Annotated in this window: 20 protein-coding genes; 8 read left to right on the top strand and 12 right to left on the bottom strand. The window is 71.8% G+C overall.

Annotated features, from left to right (window positions below; translation table 11 throughout):
- Window positions 1-36 precede the first annotated feature (36 nt).
- The 3 genes from AB0F91_RS12270 to AB0F91_RS12260 are packed head-to-tail and all read right to left on the bottom strand — an operon-like array spanning window position 37 to window position 4,595.
- Complete coding sequence (locus tag AB0F91_RS12270) at window positions 37-1,122, bottom strand: glycosyltransferase family 1 protein (RefSeq protein ID WP_360597137.1); 1,086 nt, start codon at window positions 1,120-1,122, stop codon at window positions 37-39.
- Window positions 1,115-3,628 (bottom strand): glycosyltransferase, encoded by a 2,514-nt coding sequence (locus AB0F91_RS12265; RefSeq protein ID WP_360597135.1) that lies wholly within the window; start codon window positions 3,626-3,628, stop codon window positions 1,115-1,117. Before AB0F91_RS12265 ends, AB0F91_RS12270 begins: the two co-directional genes overlap by 8 nt.
- Window positions 3,629-3,665: 37 nt before the next feature.
- Entirely contained in the window at window positions 3,666-4,595 is a 930-nt protein-coding gene (locus AB0F91_RS12260) for a glycosyltransferase family 2 protein (RefSeq protein ID WP_360597133.1), read from the bottom strand.
- 18 nt (window positions 4,596-4,613) lie between these two features.
- On the opposite strand from AB0F91_RS12260, the gene AB0F91_RS12255 reads away from it, so the two are divergent.
- The 3 genes from AB0F91_RS12255 (at window position 4,614) to AB0F91_RS12245 (ending at window position 8,321) form a co-directional block, all read left to right on the top strand.
- Window positions 4,614-5,690 carry a glycosyltransferase family 1 protein gene (locus AB0F91_RS12255; RefSeq protein ID WP_360597132.1) on the top strand — a complete coding sequence of 359 codons (1,077 nt, stop codon included), beginning with the start codon at window positions 4,614-4,616 and terminating at the stop codon, window positions 5,688-5,690.
- Between the two features lie 505 nt (window positions 5,691-6,195).
- The gene (locus AB0F91_RS12250; RefSeq protein WP_360597792.1) at window positions 6,196-7,326 is read left to right on the top strand and encodes a glycosyltransferase family 1 protein; all 1,131 of its coding nucleotides are present in this window, start codon (window positions 6,196-6,198) and stop codon (window positions 7,324-7,326) included.
- 137 nt (window positions 7,327-7,463) lie between these two features.
- On the top strand, window positions 7,464-8,321 hold the full coding sequence (locus AB0F91_RS12245) for a glycosyltransferase family 2 protein (RefSeq protein ID WP_360597130.1): 858 nt from the start codon (window positions 7,464-7,466) through the stop codon (window positions 8,319-8,321).
- On the opposite strand, the gene AB0F91_RS12240 is transcribed toward AB0F91_RS12245, so the two are convergent.
- The gene (locus AB0F91_RS12240) at window positions 8,322-8,729 is read right to left on the bottom strand and encodes a hypothetical protein (protein WP_285970370.1); all 408 of its coding nucleotides are present in this window, start codon (window positions 8,727-8,729) and stop codon (window positions 8,322-8,324) included. It abuts the gene before it with no gap.
- 140 nt (window positions 8,730-8,869) lie between these two features.
- Here AB0F91_RS12240 and AB0F91_RS12235 point away from each other — a divergent pair, with 140 nt between their 5' ends.
- Both AB0F91_RS12235 and AB0F91_RS12230 read left to right on the top strand, forming a co-directional pair.
- The gene (locus AB0F91_RS12235) at window positions 8,870-9,949 is read left to right on the top strand and encodes an NDP-sugar synthase (protein WP_360597129.1); all 1,080 of its coding nucleotides are present in this window, start codon (window positions 8,870-8,872) and stop codon (window positions 9,947-9,949) included.
- A complete protein-coding gene (locus tag AB0F91_RS12230; protein ID WP_360597791.1) occupies window positions 9,949-10,842 on the top strand; it encodes a DNA-3-methyladenine glycosylase 2 family protein in 894 nt (297 codons plus the stop codon). Before AB0F91_RS12235 ends, AB0F91_RS12230 begins: the two co-directional genes overlap by 1 nt.
- A gap of 1 nt (window position 10,843) precedes the next feature.
- On the opposite strand, the gene AB0F91_RS12225 is transcribed toward AB0F91_RS12230, so the two are convergent.
- The 8 genes from AB0F91_RS12225 to AB0F91_RS12190 all read right to left on the bottom strand — a co-directional run bounded on the left by AB0F91_RS12225 (window position 10,844) and on the right by AB0F91_RS12190 (window position 15,734).
- Window positions 10,844-11,209, bottom strand: coding sequence for a hypothetical protein (locus AB0F91_RS12225; RefSeq protein ID WP_360597127.1), 366 nt, complete (start codon window positions 11,207-11,209; stop codon window positions 10,844-10,846).
- Window positions 11,210-11,226: 17 nt separating this feature from the next.
- Window positions 11,227-11,475: a hypothetical protein gene (locus AB0F91_RS12220; RefSeq protein ID WP_360597125.1), complete on the bottom strand. Its 249-nt coding sequence runs from the start codon at window positions 11,473-11,475 to the stop codon at window positions 11,227-11,229.
- Between the two features lie 95 nt (window positions 11,476-11,570).
- Window positions 11,571-11,924 carry a GntR family transcriptional regulator gene (locus AB0F91_RS12215; protein WP_360597123.1) on the bottom strand — a complete coding sequence of 118 codons (354 nt, stop codon included), beginning with the start codon at window positions 11,922-11,924 and terminating at the stop codon, window positions 11,571-11,573.
- A gap of 12 nt (window positions 11,925-11,936) precedes the next feature.
- Complete coding sequence (locus tag AB0F91_RS12210) at window positions 11,937-12,083, bottom strand: hypothetical protein (protein WP_220246378.1); 147 nt, start codon at window positions 12,081-12,083, stop codon at window positions 11,937-11,939.
- Window positions 12,084-12,093: 10 nt separating this feature from the next.
- Window positions 12,094-12,630 carry an NUDIX hydrolase gene (locus AB0F91_RS12205; RefSeq protein ID WP_360597122.1) on the bottom strand — a complete coding sequence of 179 codons (537 nt, stop codon included), beginning with the start codon at window positions 12,628-12,630 and terminating at the stop codon, window positions 12,094-12,096.
- Complete coding sequence (locus AB0F91_RS12200; protein ID WP_360597120.1) at window positions 12,627-13,988, bottom strand: coenzyme F420-0:L-glutamate ligase; 1,362 nt, start codon at window positions 13,986-13,988, stop codon at window positions 12,627-12,629. The genes AB0F91_RS12205 and AB0F91_RS12200 overlap by 4 nt, the downstream gene beginning before the upstream one ends.
- Window positions 13,981-14,979, bottom strand: a complete 999-nt coding sequence (gene cofD, locus AB0F91_RS12195; RefSeq protein ID WP_360597118.1) for a 2-phospho-L-lactate transferase — start codon at window positions 14,977-14,979, stop codon at window positions 13,981-13,983. Before cofD ends, AB0F91_RS12200 begins: the two co-directional genes overlap by 8 nt.
- Window positions 14,976-15,734: a GNAT family N-acetyltransferase gene (locus AB0F91_RS12190; protein ID WP_360597117.1), complete on the bottom strand. Its 759-nt coding sequence runs from the start codon at window positions 15,732-15,734 to the stop codon at window positions 14,976-14,978. Before AB0F91_RS12190 ends, cofD begins: the two co-directional genes overlap by 4 nt.
- A gap of 47 nt (window positions 15,735-15,781) precedes the next feature.
- Between AB0F91_RS12190 and AB0F91_RS12185 the strand changes: the two genes are divergently transcribed.
- From AB0F91_RS12185 to dapC, 3 genes are all read left to right on the top strand, one after another.
- Window positions 15,782-15,958: a hypothetical protein gene (locus AB0F91_RS12185; RefSeq protein WP_220246383.1), complete on the top strand. Its 177-nt coding sequence runs from the start codon at window positions 15,782-15,784 to the stop codon at window positions 15,956-15,958.
- A 119-nt stretch (window positions 15,959-16,077) separates the two neighbouring features.
- A complete protein-coding gene (fdxA, locus tag AB0F91_RS12180) occupies window positions 16,078-16,398 on the top strand; it encodes a ferredoxin (protein ID WP_360597115.1) in 321 nt (106 codons plus the stop codon).
- Window positions 16,395-17,486, top strand: a complete 1,092-nt coding sequence (dapC, locus tag AB0F91_RS12175; RefSeq protein ID WP_360597114.1) for a succinyldiaminopimelate transaminase — start codon at window positions 16,395-16,397, stop codon at window positions 17,484-17,486. Before fdxA ends, dapC begins: the two co-directional genes overlap by 4 nt.
- Window positions 17,487-17,581 lie beyond the last annotated feature (95 nt).

Raw genomic sequence — 17,581 nt, 5'->3', positions numbered from 1 at the left:
GTGCGGGCGCACGCAGCGTGCGCCCGCACCGGCGGTTCAGCGGTCGGCGGCCCGGCGGTAGGCCTCGACGGTCAACGTCGCACAGTTGCGCCAGGTGAAGCCGGCGGCGTGCGTGCGGCGGGCCGTGGACGTGGCCGTCGCGTGGGGATCGAGCACTGCTTGCCGCAAGGCCGTTGCCAAACCGTCGACGTCGTCGTAGGGCACGAGCGTCGCACACGGACCCGCCACTTCCCGCAGCGCCGGAATGTCCGTGCAGACCACGGGCACGTCGGACGCCATGGCCTCCAGCACCGGCAGCCCGAAGCCCTCGTCGCGTGACGGCAGCACCAACGCGGCAGCCCCGGCGACCACGGTCCTGAGGTCCACATCGGACAGATAACCCGTCTGCCCGGAGCGCGGCAGCCGCGGGAACGGACCCGGCCCGGCGAAGACCAGCGGCGGCAGATCGGGTGCCGACGCGTGCGTGCGGCCCAGCCAGTCGAGGCCCTTGCGCGGCCCGGCGGCGCCGGCGAACAGCAGGTACTTCTCGGGCAGGCGGAGCTTCGCGCGCTGGCCGTCGTCCGGCGGACGCGCGGTGAACCACGCCGGGTTCACGCCGAGCGGGGTGACGACGATCTTGTCCCGGGAGACATCGAGCCGTTCGGCGACCGAGTCCGCGACGACCGCGGTGGGAGTGCAGATCACGTCGGCGCGGCGGGCGCCGCGGCGCACCAGCTCCGGCAGCGTCCGGTCGGATGGCGCGAGCTCGCCGGGTTCGTCGAGGAAGGCCAGGTCGTGGATGGTCAGCACGCCGGCGGCGCGCAGGCGGCCGGGGAGGACGAAGTTGGTGCCGTGGACGACGTCGGTGGGGCCCGCGAACAGCTCGACCGGCGGGAGCTCGGAACGCAGCCACGCGCGCCGCAACAGCCGCGCGGGCACCGGCATACCGCGAGCCCGTGCGCCATGGGGCAGGACGCCGCGCAGCTTTCGCCAGCCGCGCAGCGTGAACGCCACCGCGCGGGGGTCCACTTCGGACATCGACGCCAGTTCCTCGCTCAGCGCCGCCGTGTAACGGCCGATGCCCGTGCGGGAGCCGAGCAGCGGGGTGCCGTCGAGCAGCACGCGCAACGGTCGGTCAGCCACGGCGCAACCGTTGCCGGGCGACCTTCACGACGCGGCCGCCGACGCGGCGGGCCAGCTCGCTCGGGCCGCCCTGCGCCAGGTACTCGCGGACGAGGTCGACGTCTCGGCGAACCAGCGCCGTGCCGCGAACAGGGGCGGTGGTCGTGAGGTCCGCGGTGCCCGGCAGCCGGTCGGCGGCGGGCCGCGGGTCGCGGCAGAACTCCACCAATGGCTTCAGCGCCTCCGGCCACGCGTAACGGCGCGCGACCTCCGCGATTCGCTCGACGCAGCCGGCCGCGAACTCCTCGTCGTACAGCGACTTCTCCAGCGCGGCCGCCAGCGCCTCCGCGTCTTCGGCCGGCACGACGACTCCGAGCCGCTCGGTGCGGACGAGGTCGGCGAACGCGTCGCCGTCCGTGGTGACGATCGGCAGGCCCGCCCACAGGTAGTCGAGCACGCGCGTGCGGAAGGCGAACGTGGTCTCGACGTGCTCGTAGTGCGTGGTCACGCCGCAGTTGGCGTCGAGCAGCCAGTTCTGGCGCTCGCCGTAGGGCACCCACTGCTCGTTGAAGAACACGTGCTTGTCGGTGAGGCCCAGCGAGTCGGCCAGCCGGATGGTGCGCGCGCCGATGTCCATCTCGGCGACTTCGGGATTCGGGTGCTTCATGCCCAGGAACACGAGCCGCGCGTCGTCCCGGTTCTGGCGGAGCAGATCCATCGCGCGGATGAGTGTGAGCGGGTCGAACCAGCTGTACACGCCGCCGGCCCACAGCACCACGCGGTCGGACTCGCCGAGGCCCAGCGACGCGCGCAGGCCGGGTCCGGTGCGCACGGGTTCCTGCGGCGAGAGGCCGAACGGGACCACGGCCAGCAGCGACTGCGTGGTCGGGTCGGCGTCGTAGAGCCGCGGCGAGAGCCGGCCCAGCGCGGCGAGGTGGCCCAGCCAGAAGTGGCGCTGCCGCTCCGAAGCGCAGAGGAAGAAGTCGGCGCGCTCCAGCTGTGCGTCGAGGACCTTCGTGACACCCGCGAGGTCGAGCGCGCGCTGGTCGTCGGCCACGCCCTTGCCCTGCTCCAGCAGTTCCAGGTGCATGGGGTCGTAGACGTCGGCGACCACGATCTTGTTCGCGTGCTGCTTCTTCAGCGTCGGGGCGAGCTCCAGCACGTGGCCCTGCAGGATGATCACGTCGGCCCACTCGATGGGGCCGTCCAGGTCCCGGAACTTCCCCGAGCTGATGCGGAACGCCGCGGCCGGCGGCGAGAGCAGCGGGTTGGTGGTCATCAGGTGCACTTCGTGCTCGGCGGCGAGCGTGGCGGCGATGTTCCACGCGCGGATCGCCGGGCCGGCCATGCGCTCGCTGATCGAGTCGCCCGTCAGCACGAGGATCTTGCGGCGCTGCCCGAACACGCCCTCGATGCCGAAGGCCGCCACGAGGATGTCATGGGCGCGCAGGTAGTCCGGCAGGGGATACGCGGGCTCCAAAGCCTTGCGCAGCAAAGGAAGCAGGTCGGCGTCGGTGCGCACGCGGGCGGCCTGCTCCGCGGCGCGGGACTCGGCCAGCGACGGCATCATTTCCACGAACCGGTCGATCGCCAGCACACCCGCGACCGTGGTCCGCGCCACCGCGAGGTCACCCGTCTCGACCGGGCCGACGCCCTTTTCGAGGTTCAGCTGCTCGGGGTCCAGCCCGCCGCGGGCGGTGGCGCGCCGGACGGCCAGCGCGAGCGCCGCGGGCAGGGCCTTGGCCAGCGACTCGTCGGAGAGGTTCTTGTACAGGGCGGCGAGCGCGTTGCGTTCCAGCAGAAAGGTCTCGCGGCCGGTCTCGGGTGCGTCGAGGGCCGACATGGTGCCGTGGTGGCGGTGGTACGCCAGCGATTCCGGTACATAGCGCACGCGCCAGCCGCGCAGGTTCAGCCGCCAGCCGAGGTCCACGTCCTCGTAGAACATGAAGAATCGTTCGTCGAACCCGCCGAGCTCGGCGAACACGGAGGCGCGCACGAACATCGCCGAGCCGGTGCCGAAGAGCACGTCCTTGGCGACGTCGCGCTCGGCCTCGGGCACGTCGGCCAGCGGGCTGCCCGCGTGGCGCTTGTAGCCCATGCCGAACCAGGTCAGGCCCGCGTCGACGAAGTCGGTGCCGGTGCCGTCCCAGTCGACGACCTTGCTGGCCACCGCCGCGACGGTCGGCTGCGCCTGCAGCTCCGCGACGGCCGCGGAGACCCACGCGGGCGCCGGGCGGGCGTCGTTGTTGAGGAACGCGAGGACGGTGCCTCCCGCGTGCTTCGCGCCGAGGTTGCAGCCCCCGGCGAAGCCGCTGTTCACGGGCGACTCGATCAACTTCACATCCGGCACGGCTGCGCGGATGCGCTCGGCGTCGTCGCCACCGGAGGCGTTCTCGACGCAGATCAGCTCGAGGTGCTCGTAGTCCAGGTCGGCCGACAGTGCGCGAAGGCAGGTGATCGTGTCTTCGGCACCACGGTAGTTCACCACGATCACCGAGACGAGCGGTTGCGGTTCCCCCAGCGCCAAAACGAGCTCCTGTCCGTGATGTCGGGCCTTGCCCAGCTTAAAGGCCCGCCCAGGCGTCCCAGATCGCCCCTCGGCCGAGGGTGGTGATCTCGCCTGTGCGTCTGCGGGCGCGCAGGGCGGCGGGGAGTCTCATGGTCACTTCGGCCAGCACGCGAGCGCGGAGGCCGACGTGGAAGTTGGCGGCGTCGGGCTTGGTGCGGCGGAGGGGGAGCAGCGCGGTGATCAGGGCGAAGCGGACGATTTCGCGCACGGCGATCGCGGCCGGGGCGCAGCGCAGGAGCATGAGCAGGCGGTTGCGTTCGTTCCAGCGGTGGAACCGGGGAGAGCCGGGTTTGGTGCTCGCGCCGTGGAGGTGGCGGACGCGGGCTTCGGGGGCCGAGACGACGTGCCAGCCGGCGAGGCGCAGGCGCCACGCGGTGTCGGTGTCCTCGTAGTAGCAGAAGAAGCTCGCGGGGACGCCGCCGACGGCGCGCACGGCATCGGTCCGCAGGAGCGCGGCGCCGCCGCAGAAGCCGAAGACCTCGTCGACGGATTCGGTGAGGTCGGCGCCGTGGCCGTCGGCGGTGAGGCGGACGCCGGTCGACTGGGTGGTGCCGTCGGCCAGCTCCAGGCGGCTCGTGACGGCGGCGGCGAGCGGTTGTTCGTCGAGGGTGTCTTCGAGTTCGGCGAGCCAGGTGGGTTCGGGGGCTGCGTCGTCGTTGAGCCAGGCCATGTGCGCGGTTGTCGTGTGGTCGAGGGCCACCGCCATCGCACCCGCGTAGCCCGTGTTGCGCCTGAGCCGGATGACCTGCGGTTTCGACGGGTGGCTGCTCAGGAGGGCCGCAGTGCCGTCGTCGGAGGCGTTGTCGATCACAAGCGTCCGATGTGGACGCGTCTGGGCGGCGAGGGCGTCGAGGCAAGCTTCGACGTGAGCCGCGCCACGCCAGGTGACCACGACGACGGTGCTGCCGGTTTCCGCGCTGGTCACCTGGGTGAGAATAGCGGCGTGCCCGAACTGGTAGTGCTCGCCGAGCAGCTGCTCGCCCCCGTCCCGGGTGGTACGGGCCGGTACACCGCCGAACTGCTGCCCGCGCTGGCGCGCACCGCGCCGCCGGGCTGGACGGTGTCGAGCGTGGTCGCGCGCCACAGAGCAGACGCAGTTGTGTCGTCCATCGAGTTCGAAGGTGTCGAGGGCCCGCGTGTGCTCCCGGTGCCGCCGCGCGCCCTGGTCGGGCTGTGGCAGCTGGGCGTGCGGTGGTGGCCGGGCGGCGACGCGGTGCACGCGCCGACGCCGTTCGCCCCGCCGCGCCCGCCCGCGGGCAAGACGCTGACCGTGACCGTGCACGACACCGTGCCGTGGACCCACCCCGAGACCCTGACCGCTCGCGGCGTGAGCTGGCACCGGTCGATGATCGCGCGGGCGGCGCGTCGGGCGTCGACCTTGATCGTGCCGACGCGGGCGGTGGCCGACGAGCTGGCCGTGCTGGTGGACGTGACGGCGCCGGTGCGCGTGGTGCCCCACGGTGTCACGGTTCCTCAGGGCGAGGCGGTGCTGGACCTGCCTTCGAAGTACGTGCTCGCGGTGGGGACCATCGAGCCGCGCAAGGGCATCGACGTGCTGGTGGACGCCGTCGCCGCCGTTGGAGATGTGGCCTTGGTACTCGCCGGCCAGCCCGGCTGGGGCGGCATCGACCCGGTCGCGCTCGCCGCTTCGCGCGGGCTGACGGACGTGCACGTGCTGGGCAAGGTCACGGACGCGGAACTGGCCACGGCCTTGCGCGGCGCGCGCGTGCTGGCGGTGCCCAGCTTGGCGGAGGGCTTCGGGCTGCCGGTTCTGGAGGCGATGGCTTCCGGGGTCCCCGTGGTGCACACCGACGTGCCGGCTCTGGTAGAGGTCGCCGGCGGGGCGGGGGTGGTCGTTCCGCGAGGTGACGCGGTGGCGCTGGCCGCGGGGCTGCGCGAGGTGCTCGGGTCGCCGGCGCGCGCAGCGGAACTGGTGCGGCTGGGCCGCGACCGCGCGCGCGAGTTCACGTGGCGCGCTGCGGCGGAGGCGGTGTGGGCGGCGCACCGGAAGCGGACGTGATCACGGGCCGGGTCGCTCGAGTCGGCTGGGTGCCGGCGGTGGGCTCGGCTGGGTGCTGATGCGCAAGGACCGTTGCTGGACGTGAATCGAGCGCTGGCGACGGAGGTGAGTGGGATGACGGCGCGCGCAGTCGGCTGGGTGCCGGTGCGGTGCGGGCCGTCGCTCTGCGTGAGCGCCTTACGTGAGCTGCTGCCGGACCCCAGCATCGGTTTCCCACTACTCCGCGTGGGTGGTGCCGGCGGCCGGCGCGCGACCTCCCTCTCGGCACCGCCTGAGCCTGGGCAGCGAACCTGACCTGCGTGCGAGATCACACCGGCCTCCGGACTGAGCGATCTCGCACGGCCCACGGGCCGTGTGAGATCGGGAGGGAAGAAGCCGGCTTGCGGCGATCTCGCCGCCTCGGCGGAGCCGAGGCGAACAACACAGCAGACCGCACAGTTCGTCGGTTCCTCACCAGCGCGCAGGGTGATCGCCGTACTCTGCTCACGTGACCGGTGATCCCCGTGTGCTGATCGACGCGACCGCGGTGCCCGCGGATCGGGGTGGCGTCGGCCGGTACGTGGACTCGCTCGTCGCGGCGTTGGACCAGGATGGTGCGCGGCTGACGGTCGTGTGCCAGCCCCGTGACCTGTCGCTGTACGACCGGCTCGCCCCCGGCGCGCGCGTTGTGCCCGCGTCGCCCGCGACGTCCACCCGCACAGCCCGCCTGACCTGGGAACAGGCGACATTGCCCCGGCTCGTCCGAAAGCTGGCAGCCGACGTCGTGCACTCGCCGCACTACACGATGCCCCTCGCGAGCGGTGTGGCTTCGGTCGTGACGCTGCACGACGCGACGTTCTTCACCGACCCCGTGCTGCACTCGTCGGTGAAGGCGCGGTTCTTCCGCGCGTGGACCGTGGCCGCCCTGCGCCGCGCGACGCTGTGCGTCGTCCCGAGCCAGGCGACGGCGCTGGAGCTGGGCCGCGTGACCCCCGTGCGACACGCGGAACTGGAAATCATCCACCACGGGGTGGACTCGGAACGCTTTCACCCGCCGTCCCCCGAGAAGATCGCCGCGGCGCGCGCGGCCGTCGGCATCGGGCGGACGCCGTACATCGCGTTCCTCGGGGCGTTGGAGCCGCGCAAGAACGTGCCGGCCCTGATCCGCGGCTACGCCCGGGCTGTCGCCGGTCGGCCGGACGCGCCCGCTCTGGTGCTCGCCGGCCAGCCGGGCTGGGACACCCAGGTCGAACGCGCGCTGGACGCCGTGCCCCACCGCCTGCGCGTGATCCGCGCCGGGTACCTGCACTTCGGGACTCTCGCGGGCTTCCTGGGCGGGGCCGAACTGGTCGCCTACCCGTCCCTGGGCGAGGGTTTCGGCCTGCCCGTGCTCGAGGCCATGGCCTGCGGCGCCGCCGTCCTGACCACCCGCCGCCTGTCGCTACCGGAAGTCGGCGGCGACGCCGTCGCCTACTGCGGCGTCGGTGCGGGCGACGTGGCCGCCGCGATCACCGAACTCCTCGCCGACCCGTCCCGCCGCGCCTTCCTGTCCGCGGCCGCCCAGCGGCGCGCCAAGGACTTCTCCTGGGCCACGACGGCGGAACGTCACCGCGAGGCGTACGAGAAGGCGTGGGACCGGCACCGCCGAACGCGCTGACGGCTGCCAGGTGCTGCCTGTTCGGCCATGTGATCGATGAGTTGGCTTCGAAGGGGGACCGGCCCTCCGAACCTCACCCTGGGTGACGGGGTCGATGCATGGCCGTAGCCGTGTGTGAGCGGGGGACAATGAGTGCCGTGACTGAGCAGCGCAGCTACGGCGACGATCTGGCCGTCGTGACCGTGACCTACTTCCCCGGCGACATGCTCGAGAAGTTCCTCGACACGCTGGAAAAGGCGACCGACCGGGACGTCCGCGTGGTGATCGCGGACAACGCCTCCACGGACGGCGGGCCCGAGAAGGCGGCGGAGCGCGAGAACGTCGAGCTGGTCAGCATCGGCGAGAACGTCGGGTACGGCACGGCCGCCAACCGCGGCGTGGCGGCGCTCGACGACAGCTACGGGTGGGTCGTGGTGGTCAACCCCGACCTGGAGTGGGAGCCGGGGTCGCTGGACGCGCTGCTCGAGGTTGCCCAGCGGTGGCCGCGCGGGGGCGCGTTCGGGCCGTTGATCCACGACCTCGACGGGACCGTCTACCCGTCCGCGCGTCTTCTGCCCTCGTTCGGGCGGGGGATCGGGCACGCCGTGTTCTCGAAGGTCTGGCCCGGCAACCCCTGGACGCGCCAGTACCGCCAGGAGAACGCCACGCCGCAGGAGCGCACGTCCGAGTGGCTCAGCGGCTCGTGCCAGCTGTTCCGGCGCGAGGCGTTCGACTCGGTCGGCGGCTTCGACACGCGCTACTTCATGTACTTCGAAGACGTCGACCTCGGCGATCGGCTGGCGAAGGCCGGCTGGCTGAACGTCTACGCGCCCTCGTCGAGCGTGATGCACATCGGCGGCGTGTCGACGGCGCGCGTGTCGAAGAAGATGCTGCGCGCGCACCACGCCAGCGCCTACCGCTACCTCGCCGACCGGCACCAGGGCGTGCTGTGGAAGCCCGTGCTGGCGGCGGTGAAGCTCGGGCTGGCCGTGCGCGTCAAGCTCGAAGGAGCCTGATCACAGCCCGTCGAGACGCCGCGAGAGGTTCGACCGGCCGCTGCTCTGCTTGATCGTCGGCACCAGCCCGGTCAGCTCTTCCTCGGCGGGTTCCCGCAGGGGACTCGGCACGGGCGCGGCCTGAGGACGCGGCACCAGCGGCGTGGTCACCTGCGCGGCCGGCACCTCCAGCGGCGTGGTCGTGCTCGGCTTCGCCAGCGGGTGCTCGTCATTCTCCTCGATCAACGACGCCGGCAGCTGCGTCGTCGTGTCGGGATCCTGCTGGTCGAGCTCCGAGACCACGGATCTCGGGATCTGCTGCGTGTTGGAGGCGTCCATCGGCGACGTCATGTTGTCCGGCGTCACCACGAAGGCGCCGCGGGAACGTGCGCGTGCGAGCAAAGCGTCCGCGCGATCGCGGGGGTCCATCCCCTCGGCCTCCCGACTGACCCGGGGCCTCTGGGGAAAGGCCCACCTGTTTCCTGTCTAGGGTAGGCCCTCGGGGGCGCAGCCGTCAGCGTTTCCCACGGCTTGTCGCTCAGCGGTGCGTGATACAAGAGGAGTTTTCTGTGACGTCCGAGCTCGAGGTCGACGCCGTCGTGCTGGTCGGGGGCAAGGGCACCCGCCTGCGGCCGCTCACCCTGTCCGCGCCGAAGCCGATGTTGCCGACGGCCGGCAGCCCCTACTTGAGTCACCTCTTCTCGCGAATTCGCGCGGCCGGGATCCGCCACGTCGTGCTCGGCACGTCCTACCGCGCCGAAGTCTTCGAGGAGTACTTCGGCGACGGGGCGGCCCTCGACCTCGAACTCGAGTACGTGGTCGAGGACGAGCCACTCGACACCGGCGGTGCCATCCGCAACGTGTACGACCGGTTGCGCGCGGACCACGCGATCATCTTCAACGGCGACATCCTCTCCGGCGCCGACCTGCGCCACCAGCTCCAGACCCATGTGGACACCGGCGCCGACGTCACCCTCCACCTCCAGCGCGTGCCCGACCCGAGCCGCTTCGGCTGCGTCCCCACGGATGAGCACGGCCGCGTGCAGGCCTTCCTCGAGAAGACGCCCAACCCGCCGACGGACCAGATCAACGCGGGCTGCTACGTCTTCCGCCGCTCGGTGGTCGAGACCATCCCGGCGGGCCGCCGCGTGTCGGTGGAGCGTGAGACGTTCCCCGGGCTCCTCGAAGCCGGGGCACACCTGCACGGCTTTGTCGACTCCTCGTACTGGCTCGACGTCGGCACGCCGGAGGCGTTCGTGCGCGGCAGCGCGGACCTCGTGCGCGGCATCGCGCCGACGTCCGCGCTGGCGGGCCCGACCGGCGAGTCGCTGGTGCTCGACGGCGCTTCCGTGGCTTCGTCGGCTCAGCTGACGGGCGGGACGACGGTCGGCGGGAAGGCCGTGATCGGCGACGGTGTGACGGTCGACGGTTCGGTCGTGTTCGACGAAGCCGTGGTCGAGGCCGGGGCCACTGTGGAGCGTTCGGTACTGGGCCGCGGCGCGTTCGTCGGGTCGGGCGCCGTGCTGCGTGGCGTGATCCTGGGCGACGGCGCGTCCGTCGGCGCGGGCTGCGAGCTCCTCGACGGTGCCCGCGTCTGGCCCGGCGTCACCCTGCCCGACGGCGGCATCCGGTTCTCGAGCGACGCATGATCGAGTGGCGACCACCCTTCCCCGTGGACCTGGCCACAGTGCTCGGCCCGCTCAGCCGTGGGCGCGGTTCACTGAACTTCCGCAGCGAACGTGGCGTCTGGTGGCTGGCCGCCAACACGCCGTCCGGAGAGGGCACGCTGGCTCTGCTGCGCCGGCCCGACGGGGTCGTCGAGGCCGAGGCGTGGGGCCCCGGCGCGGAGTTCCTGCTCGACGGCGTGCCGGCGTTGCTGGGCGCAGAGGATGACGACTCCGGCTTCGTCGCGCACCACCCCGTGGTCGCCCGCGCGCGCCACGACGCACCCGGCCTGCGCCTCGGCTCGACGCGGCGCGTGTGGGACTCGCTCGTGCTGGCGGTGCTGGAGCAGAAGGTCTCGGGCAAGGAGGCGATCCGGTCGTGGGCCGAGCTGTGCCGCTGGTTCGGCACGCCCGCGCCGGGCCCGGGGCCTGCTTCGCTGCGTGTGCCGCCTTCGCCGGTCGCGATCCGATCCATTGTGGACTGGAACTGGCATCGCATCGGTGTGGACCTCAAACGCCGGACGGCATTGATCAACGCCGCGTGCGTGGCTCCTCGGCTGGAGGAAGCCGTAACACTGCGGGGTTCCGAGGGGCGGGCCCTGCTGCGCAAGGTCTCCGGCATCGGCGTGTGGACCGCCGCCGAAATCGCCCAACGCGCCTGGGGCGACCCGGACGCCGTCAGCTTCGGCGACTACAACATCCCTTCGATGGTCGGCCACACGCTCCTCGGCCGCCGCATCGACGACGAGGTCATGGCCGAGCTCCTCGCGCCCTACGCCCCGCAACGCCAGCGCGCCATCCGGTATCTGGAGATCGGCGGGGCCCGCGCACCGCGCTTCGGGCCCCGCATCGAACTCCGCGACTACCGCGCGATGTGACCTACCGCGGCGGCTGCTGACCCTGGCCTGGCCGGTGGTTCGGCTGTTGCCGGCCTGGCTGTCCGGGCTGCTGCGGTGCGGGATAGGGCTGCCAGTTCTGCGCAGCCTGCTGATTCGGCTGCCCCTGCTGCGCGGGATATCCCTGCGGCGGATATCGACCTGGCTGTTGCCCGAGGTGTCCAGGCTGCTGCGGGTACTGCCCAGGCTGCATCGGCGGTTGCTGCCCGAACTGCTGCGGCGGGTACTGCTGCTGCGGCGGGTACTGCGGACCAGGCTGCTGCTTCGGCTTCCGCCCGACGGTGAACTTCAGCACGAGGATGACCACCAGCACGATGATCAACAGCGCTGGGAGCACATAACGTGACACGGCGGCTGAATCTCCTTTCAGTACCCGAATCCGGACGGCGATTGCTGACCTGGTGGGGGCGGGTACGGCTGGCGCGGGTACTGGCCGGGCGCCGGAGGCTGCTGTTGCGGAAAGCCGGGGCCCGGCGGATACCCGAGCTGTTGCCACAGCGGCGGAATTGGCTGCTGACGCCGCTTCTTCGAAGCCCGAACGCCCGCCACGCCCGCCACGACGATGCCCGCCGGCAGCAACAAGATGATGAGATGCCATGGCTGAATGGCGTTCACGACGAAATCCCCTCTCCCCGGCCAGCGGCCAGAAGCCACAGGCCAACGCCATCGTAGGGGGACCCGCCGTCAGGGGCCGGCCGAAACCGAGACGGTCAGCGCAGCGCGGCCGTCACGATGGCCAGCGCCTCGTCCGTCGACAGCCCCAGCTGCCGCGTGGCGGCCGCATAATCGGCAGCCGCCGCCTGGGCCCGCGAACGCGACTCGTCCCCCGAGGTCCCCACGAAACTCCCGGCCCGCCCGCGCGTTTCGATGAGGCCGGCTTCCTCGAGTTCCCGATAGGCGCGCGCCACGGTGTTCGGGGCGACGCCCAGGTCCGAGGCCAGCGCCCGGACGGTGGGGAGCTTGGTGCCGACGGCGAGCGCGCCGTCGTTGATCTGCGTGGCGATCGACGAGCGCACCTGCTCGAACGGCGGCACCGAAGAGGCGCTGTCGTAGCTCACGGTCACCGCGGAACCTCCCTAACGCCGGCGCTTCCTGCGCAGGCTGACGATCACACCCACCACGACCAGCACGATCGCCACCCCGAACCCCACGGCCACGACCCAGCCGCTCACGAAACCGCCGTCGCCGGTGTGGATGTGCGGGTTGGCGGGCACCAGGGGCATGCCCGCCACCCTAACGGGACGAAACGGCCGCGTTGACGAGTTCGGCCAAATCCTCCGACCCAGCGGGCAGGGCGTCGACGGGCCACCAGCGCAGGTCGTCGGACTCATCGCTGCGGACGGGAAGAGCCCCCGCCGGCGCGCGGACCGCGTAGCGCACGTCGAAGTGCCGCGTCGGCACGCCGAGGGAGCACGTGATCGGGTGGACGTCGAGGTGCACCGGCTCGGCGCCGATCTCCAGGCCGGTCATGCCCGACTCCTCCGTCGCCTCGCGCAGCGCAGCGGCGACGACCGACGGGTCCGACGGCTCGCAGTGTCCACCCAGCTGCACCCAGCGGCCCACCCGCGGGTGCAGTGTCAGCAGCACCTGCGTACCGGTCGAGTCGAGGACCACGGCCGACGCCGTGAGGTGCCCCGCCTCGCACGAGCGCTGCACAGTGTCCTCGCGCGAGGCCAGAAAACCGAGGAACGCCTGGCGCAGTGCCTCCTGGGACTTCGCCCCGGGGGCCCAAGCCGTGAGCGTCTCCACGGCGTCCGCATGCAAGTTCACAGCTCGACAAGCCCTTCTCCCGGCTCGCCCGGCGAACGCACGGGCGGCGTCTCCAGCGGGTGCCCGATCGCGACGGCGCCCAGTGGTTCCCAGCGCGAGTCCAGGCCCAGCGTCGACCGCACGAGGTCGGCCGCGAAGATCGTCGACCCGATCCAGCACGAGCCCAGGTCCTCCGCCGCCAACGCGACCAGCAGACCCTGCACCGCGGCACCGGCGGCGACCGTGAACATCGTGTGCTCACAGTCGTTGCGGCGCTGGTCGCGGTAGGTGTGGGCGCCCTCGGGCACGAGGAACGGGATCACGACCTCGGGCGCGCGGTACAGAATGTCGCCGCGCGACAAGCGTTTCTCGACCTGCGAGGGCGTGAAGTCGTCACTCGAAAGGTCCGCGCGCCACGATTCGCGCATGGCGTCCAGCAGCTTCGTGCGCAACCCGGCGTCGCGCAGCCACACGAACCGCACGGGGTGCGTGTGGTGCGGTGCGGGCGCGGTCAGCGCCGCCGCGACCGCACGCCGGACCACCGCCGGATCCACAGGCGCATCGGAGAACGTGCGCACGGAACGCCGGTGCGGCACGGCTTCGCGCCGCCCCTGCGCCAGCGCTTCGTTGGTGCCCAAGCGGAACAGGTCCTCGTCGACGGGGCGGATCAGGTTCCGGGCCGTGGAGCCGTCGTCGGTGAGCTGCAGGCCGCGCACGACCGCCACCGGCAGGCCGCCGAGCTTGCCCTTCACCAGGTCCGCGGCAGCGGCGAGCTCGTCGGCCACCGCGATCTCCGTGACGGCCAGCTCGTTGCCCTGTGAGTCGATCTGCCCCGCGTACGCGTGGAGCACGCGCAGTCCCGAAGCGCCGATCGCCGCGTCGGTCTGCCCGACGCGCCACGCGCGGCCCATCGTGTCCGTGACGACCACGGCGACCTCGACACCCAGCCGTTCCCGCAGCCCGCCGCGCAGCGCGAGTGCCGAGGCGTCCGGGTCCGCGGGCAGCAGCGCCACCTCGTCGCCCTGCACGTTGGACGCGTCGATCCCCGACGCGGCCTGCACGATCCCCAGCGGGTTCTCCGTGATCACCGTGCGCGCCACCCGCGCGACGACCCGCACCGTCTCCTGGTCGATCAGCTCCCGCCGCGCCGCGTCGCGGGCCTCCGGGTCGCTCGGTACGCGCACGAGCCGGCCCTCGACCTTCGAGAACACCTTGCTCGTCACCACCACGACGTCACCGGACCGCAGCCACGGCGCGGCCGCGACGATGGCACCGGTGAGGTCGTCGCCGGGCCGGAACTCGGGCAGCCCGGTCACGGGCAGGATCTCTACCTTCGCCGAGGCGTGATCGCTGAACTCAGGCTTGGCCGAATCAGACACCGGAAACTCCCGCAACATCGAAGGCCGCCCGCACCATCGCGGCGGTCGCGTCCACATCGGACATCAGCAGCGGCACCGCGCGCACGTCGACACCCGGCACCGTCACGTCGTGGTCCTCCTCGGCGACGAGCCAGCCGTCCAGCACGCCGCCGTCGGAGCGGGCGCCGTAGTGCCGGCCGACGGCCTCGGCGGAGGTCTCCACGCCGATCGCCGTGAGGCACGCGTCGGCCATGCCGCGCAGCGCCTTGCCGCCGATGATCGGCGAGATGCCCACGACCTTGGCCTTCGACTTGCGCAGCGCTTCACGCACGCCCGGCACCCCGAGCGTCGTGCCGACGCTCACCACCGGGTTCGACGGCGCGAACAGCACCAGGTCGGCCTCGCCCAGCGCTTCGAGCACCCCCGGCCCGGGCTTGGCCTCGTCGGCGCCGACCGAGACGATCGAGTGCGCCGGGCGGTCGGCGCGGTAGCGCACCCACCACTCCTGGAAGTGGATCGCCTTCTGCTGCTCCGGCTGGTCGGGGTCGTCGATCACGACGTGGGTCTCGACGCGGTCGTCCGACATCGGCAGCAGCCGTACGCCCGGGCGCCAACGGTCGCACAGCGCCTCGGTGACGGCCGAGAGCGGGTAGCCCGCGCGCAGCATCCGCGAGCGGATCAGGTGCGTCGCGATGTCCTTGTCGCCCAGCCCGAACCATGTCGGCTCGGCGCCGTACGCGGCGAGCTCCTCCTTGACGACCCACGTCTCGCCCGCGTGGCCCCAGCCGCGTTCGGTGTCGATGCCACCGCCGAGGGTGTACATGCAGGTGTCGAGGTCCGGGCAGATGCGCAGGCCGTGCATCCACACGTCGTCACCGGTGTTCACCAGCGCCGTGACCTCGTTCGGGGACGGGTTCTCCGGCTCGCCGATCGCGGGCATCCCGAGTGCGGTCTTCACGCCGAGCAGGAAGCGCGCGCCACCGACTCCGCCGACCAGTACGACGATCTTCACGACTGCGGATCCTCGCACGCCCAGGCACCGGGGCCCCAGTAGCGGTACCTGTGGTGCTCCGTACAGCCGAGCGCGGAATACAGCTTCAACGCGCCTTCATTGCCCACCGACACCTGCAACACCCACCTCTCCGCGCCGTGCGCGCGGCCCCAGCCGGCCAGCGCGAACATGAGGACCGACGCCAGCCCACGCCGGCGGAACTCCGGCCGCACGGCCAGCCGTGACACGTGCAGCCACCCGTCCACAACGGCACCGCGCACGGCTCCGGCAGTGACGCCGGCAGCGTCGTCCACGTCGACCACGCCATAACCCACCTTGCCCGTGCTCAGCACGTGGCGTTCGGCCGCGCCCGGCGAGGGGTTGTCGGCAGCCAGCTCCCACCACGCCGGGGTCGGCTCGTCGAGGATCTCCGCGTCCTGCGCGGGCCCGGCCGGCAGCGGCCCGACGAGCACCGACACCTGGTAGCCCGCGGCGTGTTCGGTCCACTCACGCCAGCCCGCGGCGGCCACCTCATGCTCGGTGGCGCTGTCCTGGATCACCTGGACGACGGGTGGGATCCCTCGATCGTGGGCGAAGTCACAGACGGCCTTCAACGCGACGGCCACGCTCCGGCCGGGATCACCCACGGCGAGTGCGCTGTTGGCGCGCCCGGTGAAGCCGTCGGCCCAGCGCAGGCGCCAGTCGCCGAGGGGTTCGTCGACCACCGGGGACCACGCCCGCGAGCACACGAGTTCGAGCATTTCCGAGCCGTTCACGGTTAGATTGTGCTTGAGGCGGCACCCCATTTTCGCAGGGAGACCCGATGAGCTACGTGCGCAGGGACGACAAGCACAACGACGACCTGGTCGACGAGATCGCCGACGGTTTCGAACGCACTCTCAAGGAGAAGCGCGAGGGCGACACCAAGCCCGCCGGCCCGGGCTTCACCATCACCGGCGACGCACGCAACGCCCCGAAGCCCCGCCGCCGGGACCGCTGAGCGGGACATTCGGCCCCATACCAGGGGTATGGCTAAGGGTTGCCTAAGCACTACCGGTGCCTCGAGAAGCGCGTAATGTCCGCAGGGACTGGCTAAGCAGAGAAAAGCAGGAGTACGCAGTGACCTACGTGATCGCCGAGCCCTGCGTCGACGTGCTCGACAAGGCGTGTATCGACGAGTGCCCCGTGGACTGCATCTACGAGGGCGAGCGGATGCTGTACATCCACCCCGACGAGTGCGTCGACTGCGGCGCCTGCGAACCGGTCTGCCCGGTCGAGGCGATTTACTACGAGGACGACGTCCCCGACAACTGGTCCGACTACACCAAGGCCAACGTCGACTTCTTCGACGCGCTGGGCTCACCCGGTGGTGCCTCCAAGGTCGGCAAGACCAGCCACGACCCCGCCTTCATCAAGGCACTGCCCCCGCAGGGCGAATGACGACCCGCCCGCTGCCCGACTTTCCCTGGGATTCGCTCGCCGAGGTCAAGGCCCGCGCACAGGCGCATCCCGGTGGGCTCGTCGACCTCTCCGTCGGCACGCCCGTGGACCCGGTTCCAGCCGGGATCCGTGACGCGTTGGCGTCGGTCTCGGAGATCCCGGGCTACCCGGCCACTCACGGCACGCCCGCGCTGCGGACCACCGCGGTGGAGGCGCTGGGCCGGCGCTACGGCGTGGAGGGTCTCGAGCCCGACGCGGTGCTGCCGACGATCGGGTCGAAGGAAGCCGTGGCCTGGCTGCCGCGGCTGCTCGGCCTCGGTCAGGGTGACACCGTGGTGATCCCCGAGCTGGCGTACCCCACCTACGAGGTGGGCGCGCTGCTGGCCGGCGCCGACGTGATCCGCGCGGACGGGCTCACACAGCTCGGGCCGCGTCGTCCGGCCATGATCTGGCTCAACTCGCCGTCAAACCCGACTGGCAAGGTGCTCGGGGTCGAGCACCTGCGCAAGGTCGTGGAGTGGGCGCGTGAGCGCGACGTGATCGTGGCGTCGGACGAGTGCTACCTCTCGCTCGGCTGGGACGCCGAGCCCGTGTCGGTGCTGCACCCGTCTGTCCACGGTGGACGGCTCGACGGACTGTTGGCCGTGCACTCGCTGTCGAAGTCGGCGAACCTGGCGAGCTACCGCGCCGGGTTCATCGCCGGCGATCCCCGGCTGGTCAATCAGCTGCTGGAGATCCGCAAGCACGCCGGGATGATCGTGCCGCGGCCGGTGCAGGAGGCCATGGTGGCCGGCCTGACCGACGACGAGGCCGTGGCCGCGCAGCGCGAGCGTTACCTGCGCCGCCGGCTCGTGTTGCGGAAAGCGCTGCAGGACAACGGTTTCGAAATTTCCCACTCCGAGGCCGGGCTGTATCTCTGGTCCACGCGCGGCGAACCGGCGCTGGACACCGTCGCGTGGCTGGCCGAGCGCGGCATCCTCGTGGCGCCGGGCACGTTCTACGGCCCGGCCGGCGGCAACCACGTGCGCGTGGCGCTGACCGCCACCGACGAGCGCATCGACGCCGCTGCGGAGCGGTTGAACTCCTGAGTCCGGCGGGCGCGCTCCTGACCTGAAGCGGCCCCGATGTGGCGGGGGGGGGGGGGGTGTCGCCCGCACGCACAAAAGGGGGCGGGGGAGGAAGA

It is taken from the genome of Amycolatopsis sp. NPDC023774 (genome assembly GCF_040639695.1).
Taxonomy (GTDB): Bacteria; Actinomycetota; Actinomycetes; order Mycobacteriales; family Pseudonocardiaceae; genus Amycolatopsis.
Note: the sequence above shows the minus strand (reverse complement) of the source record. Positions and strands in the feature narration are given on the sequence as shown.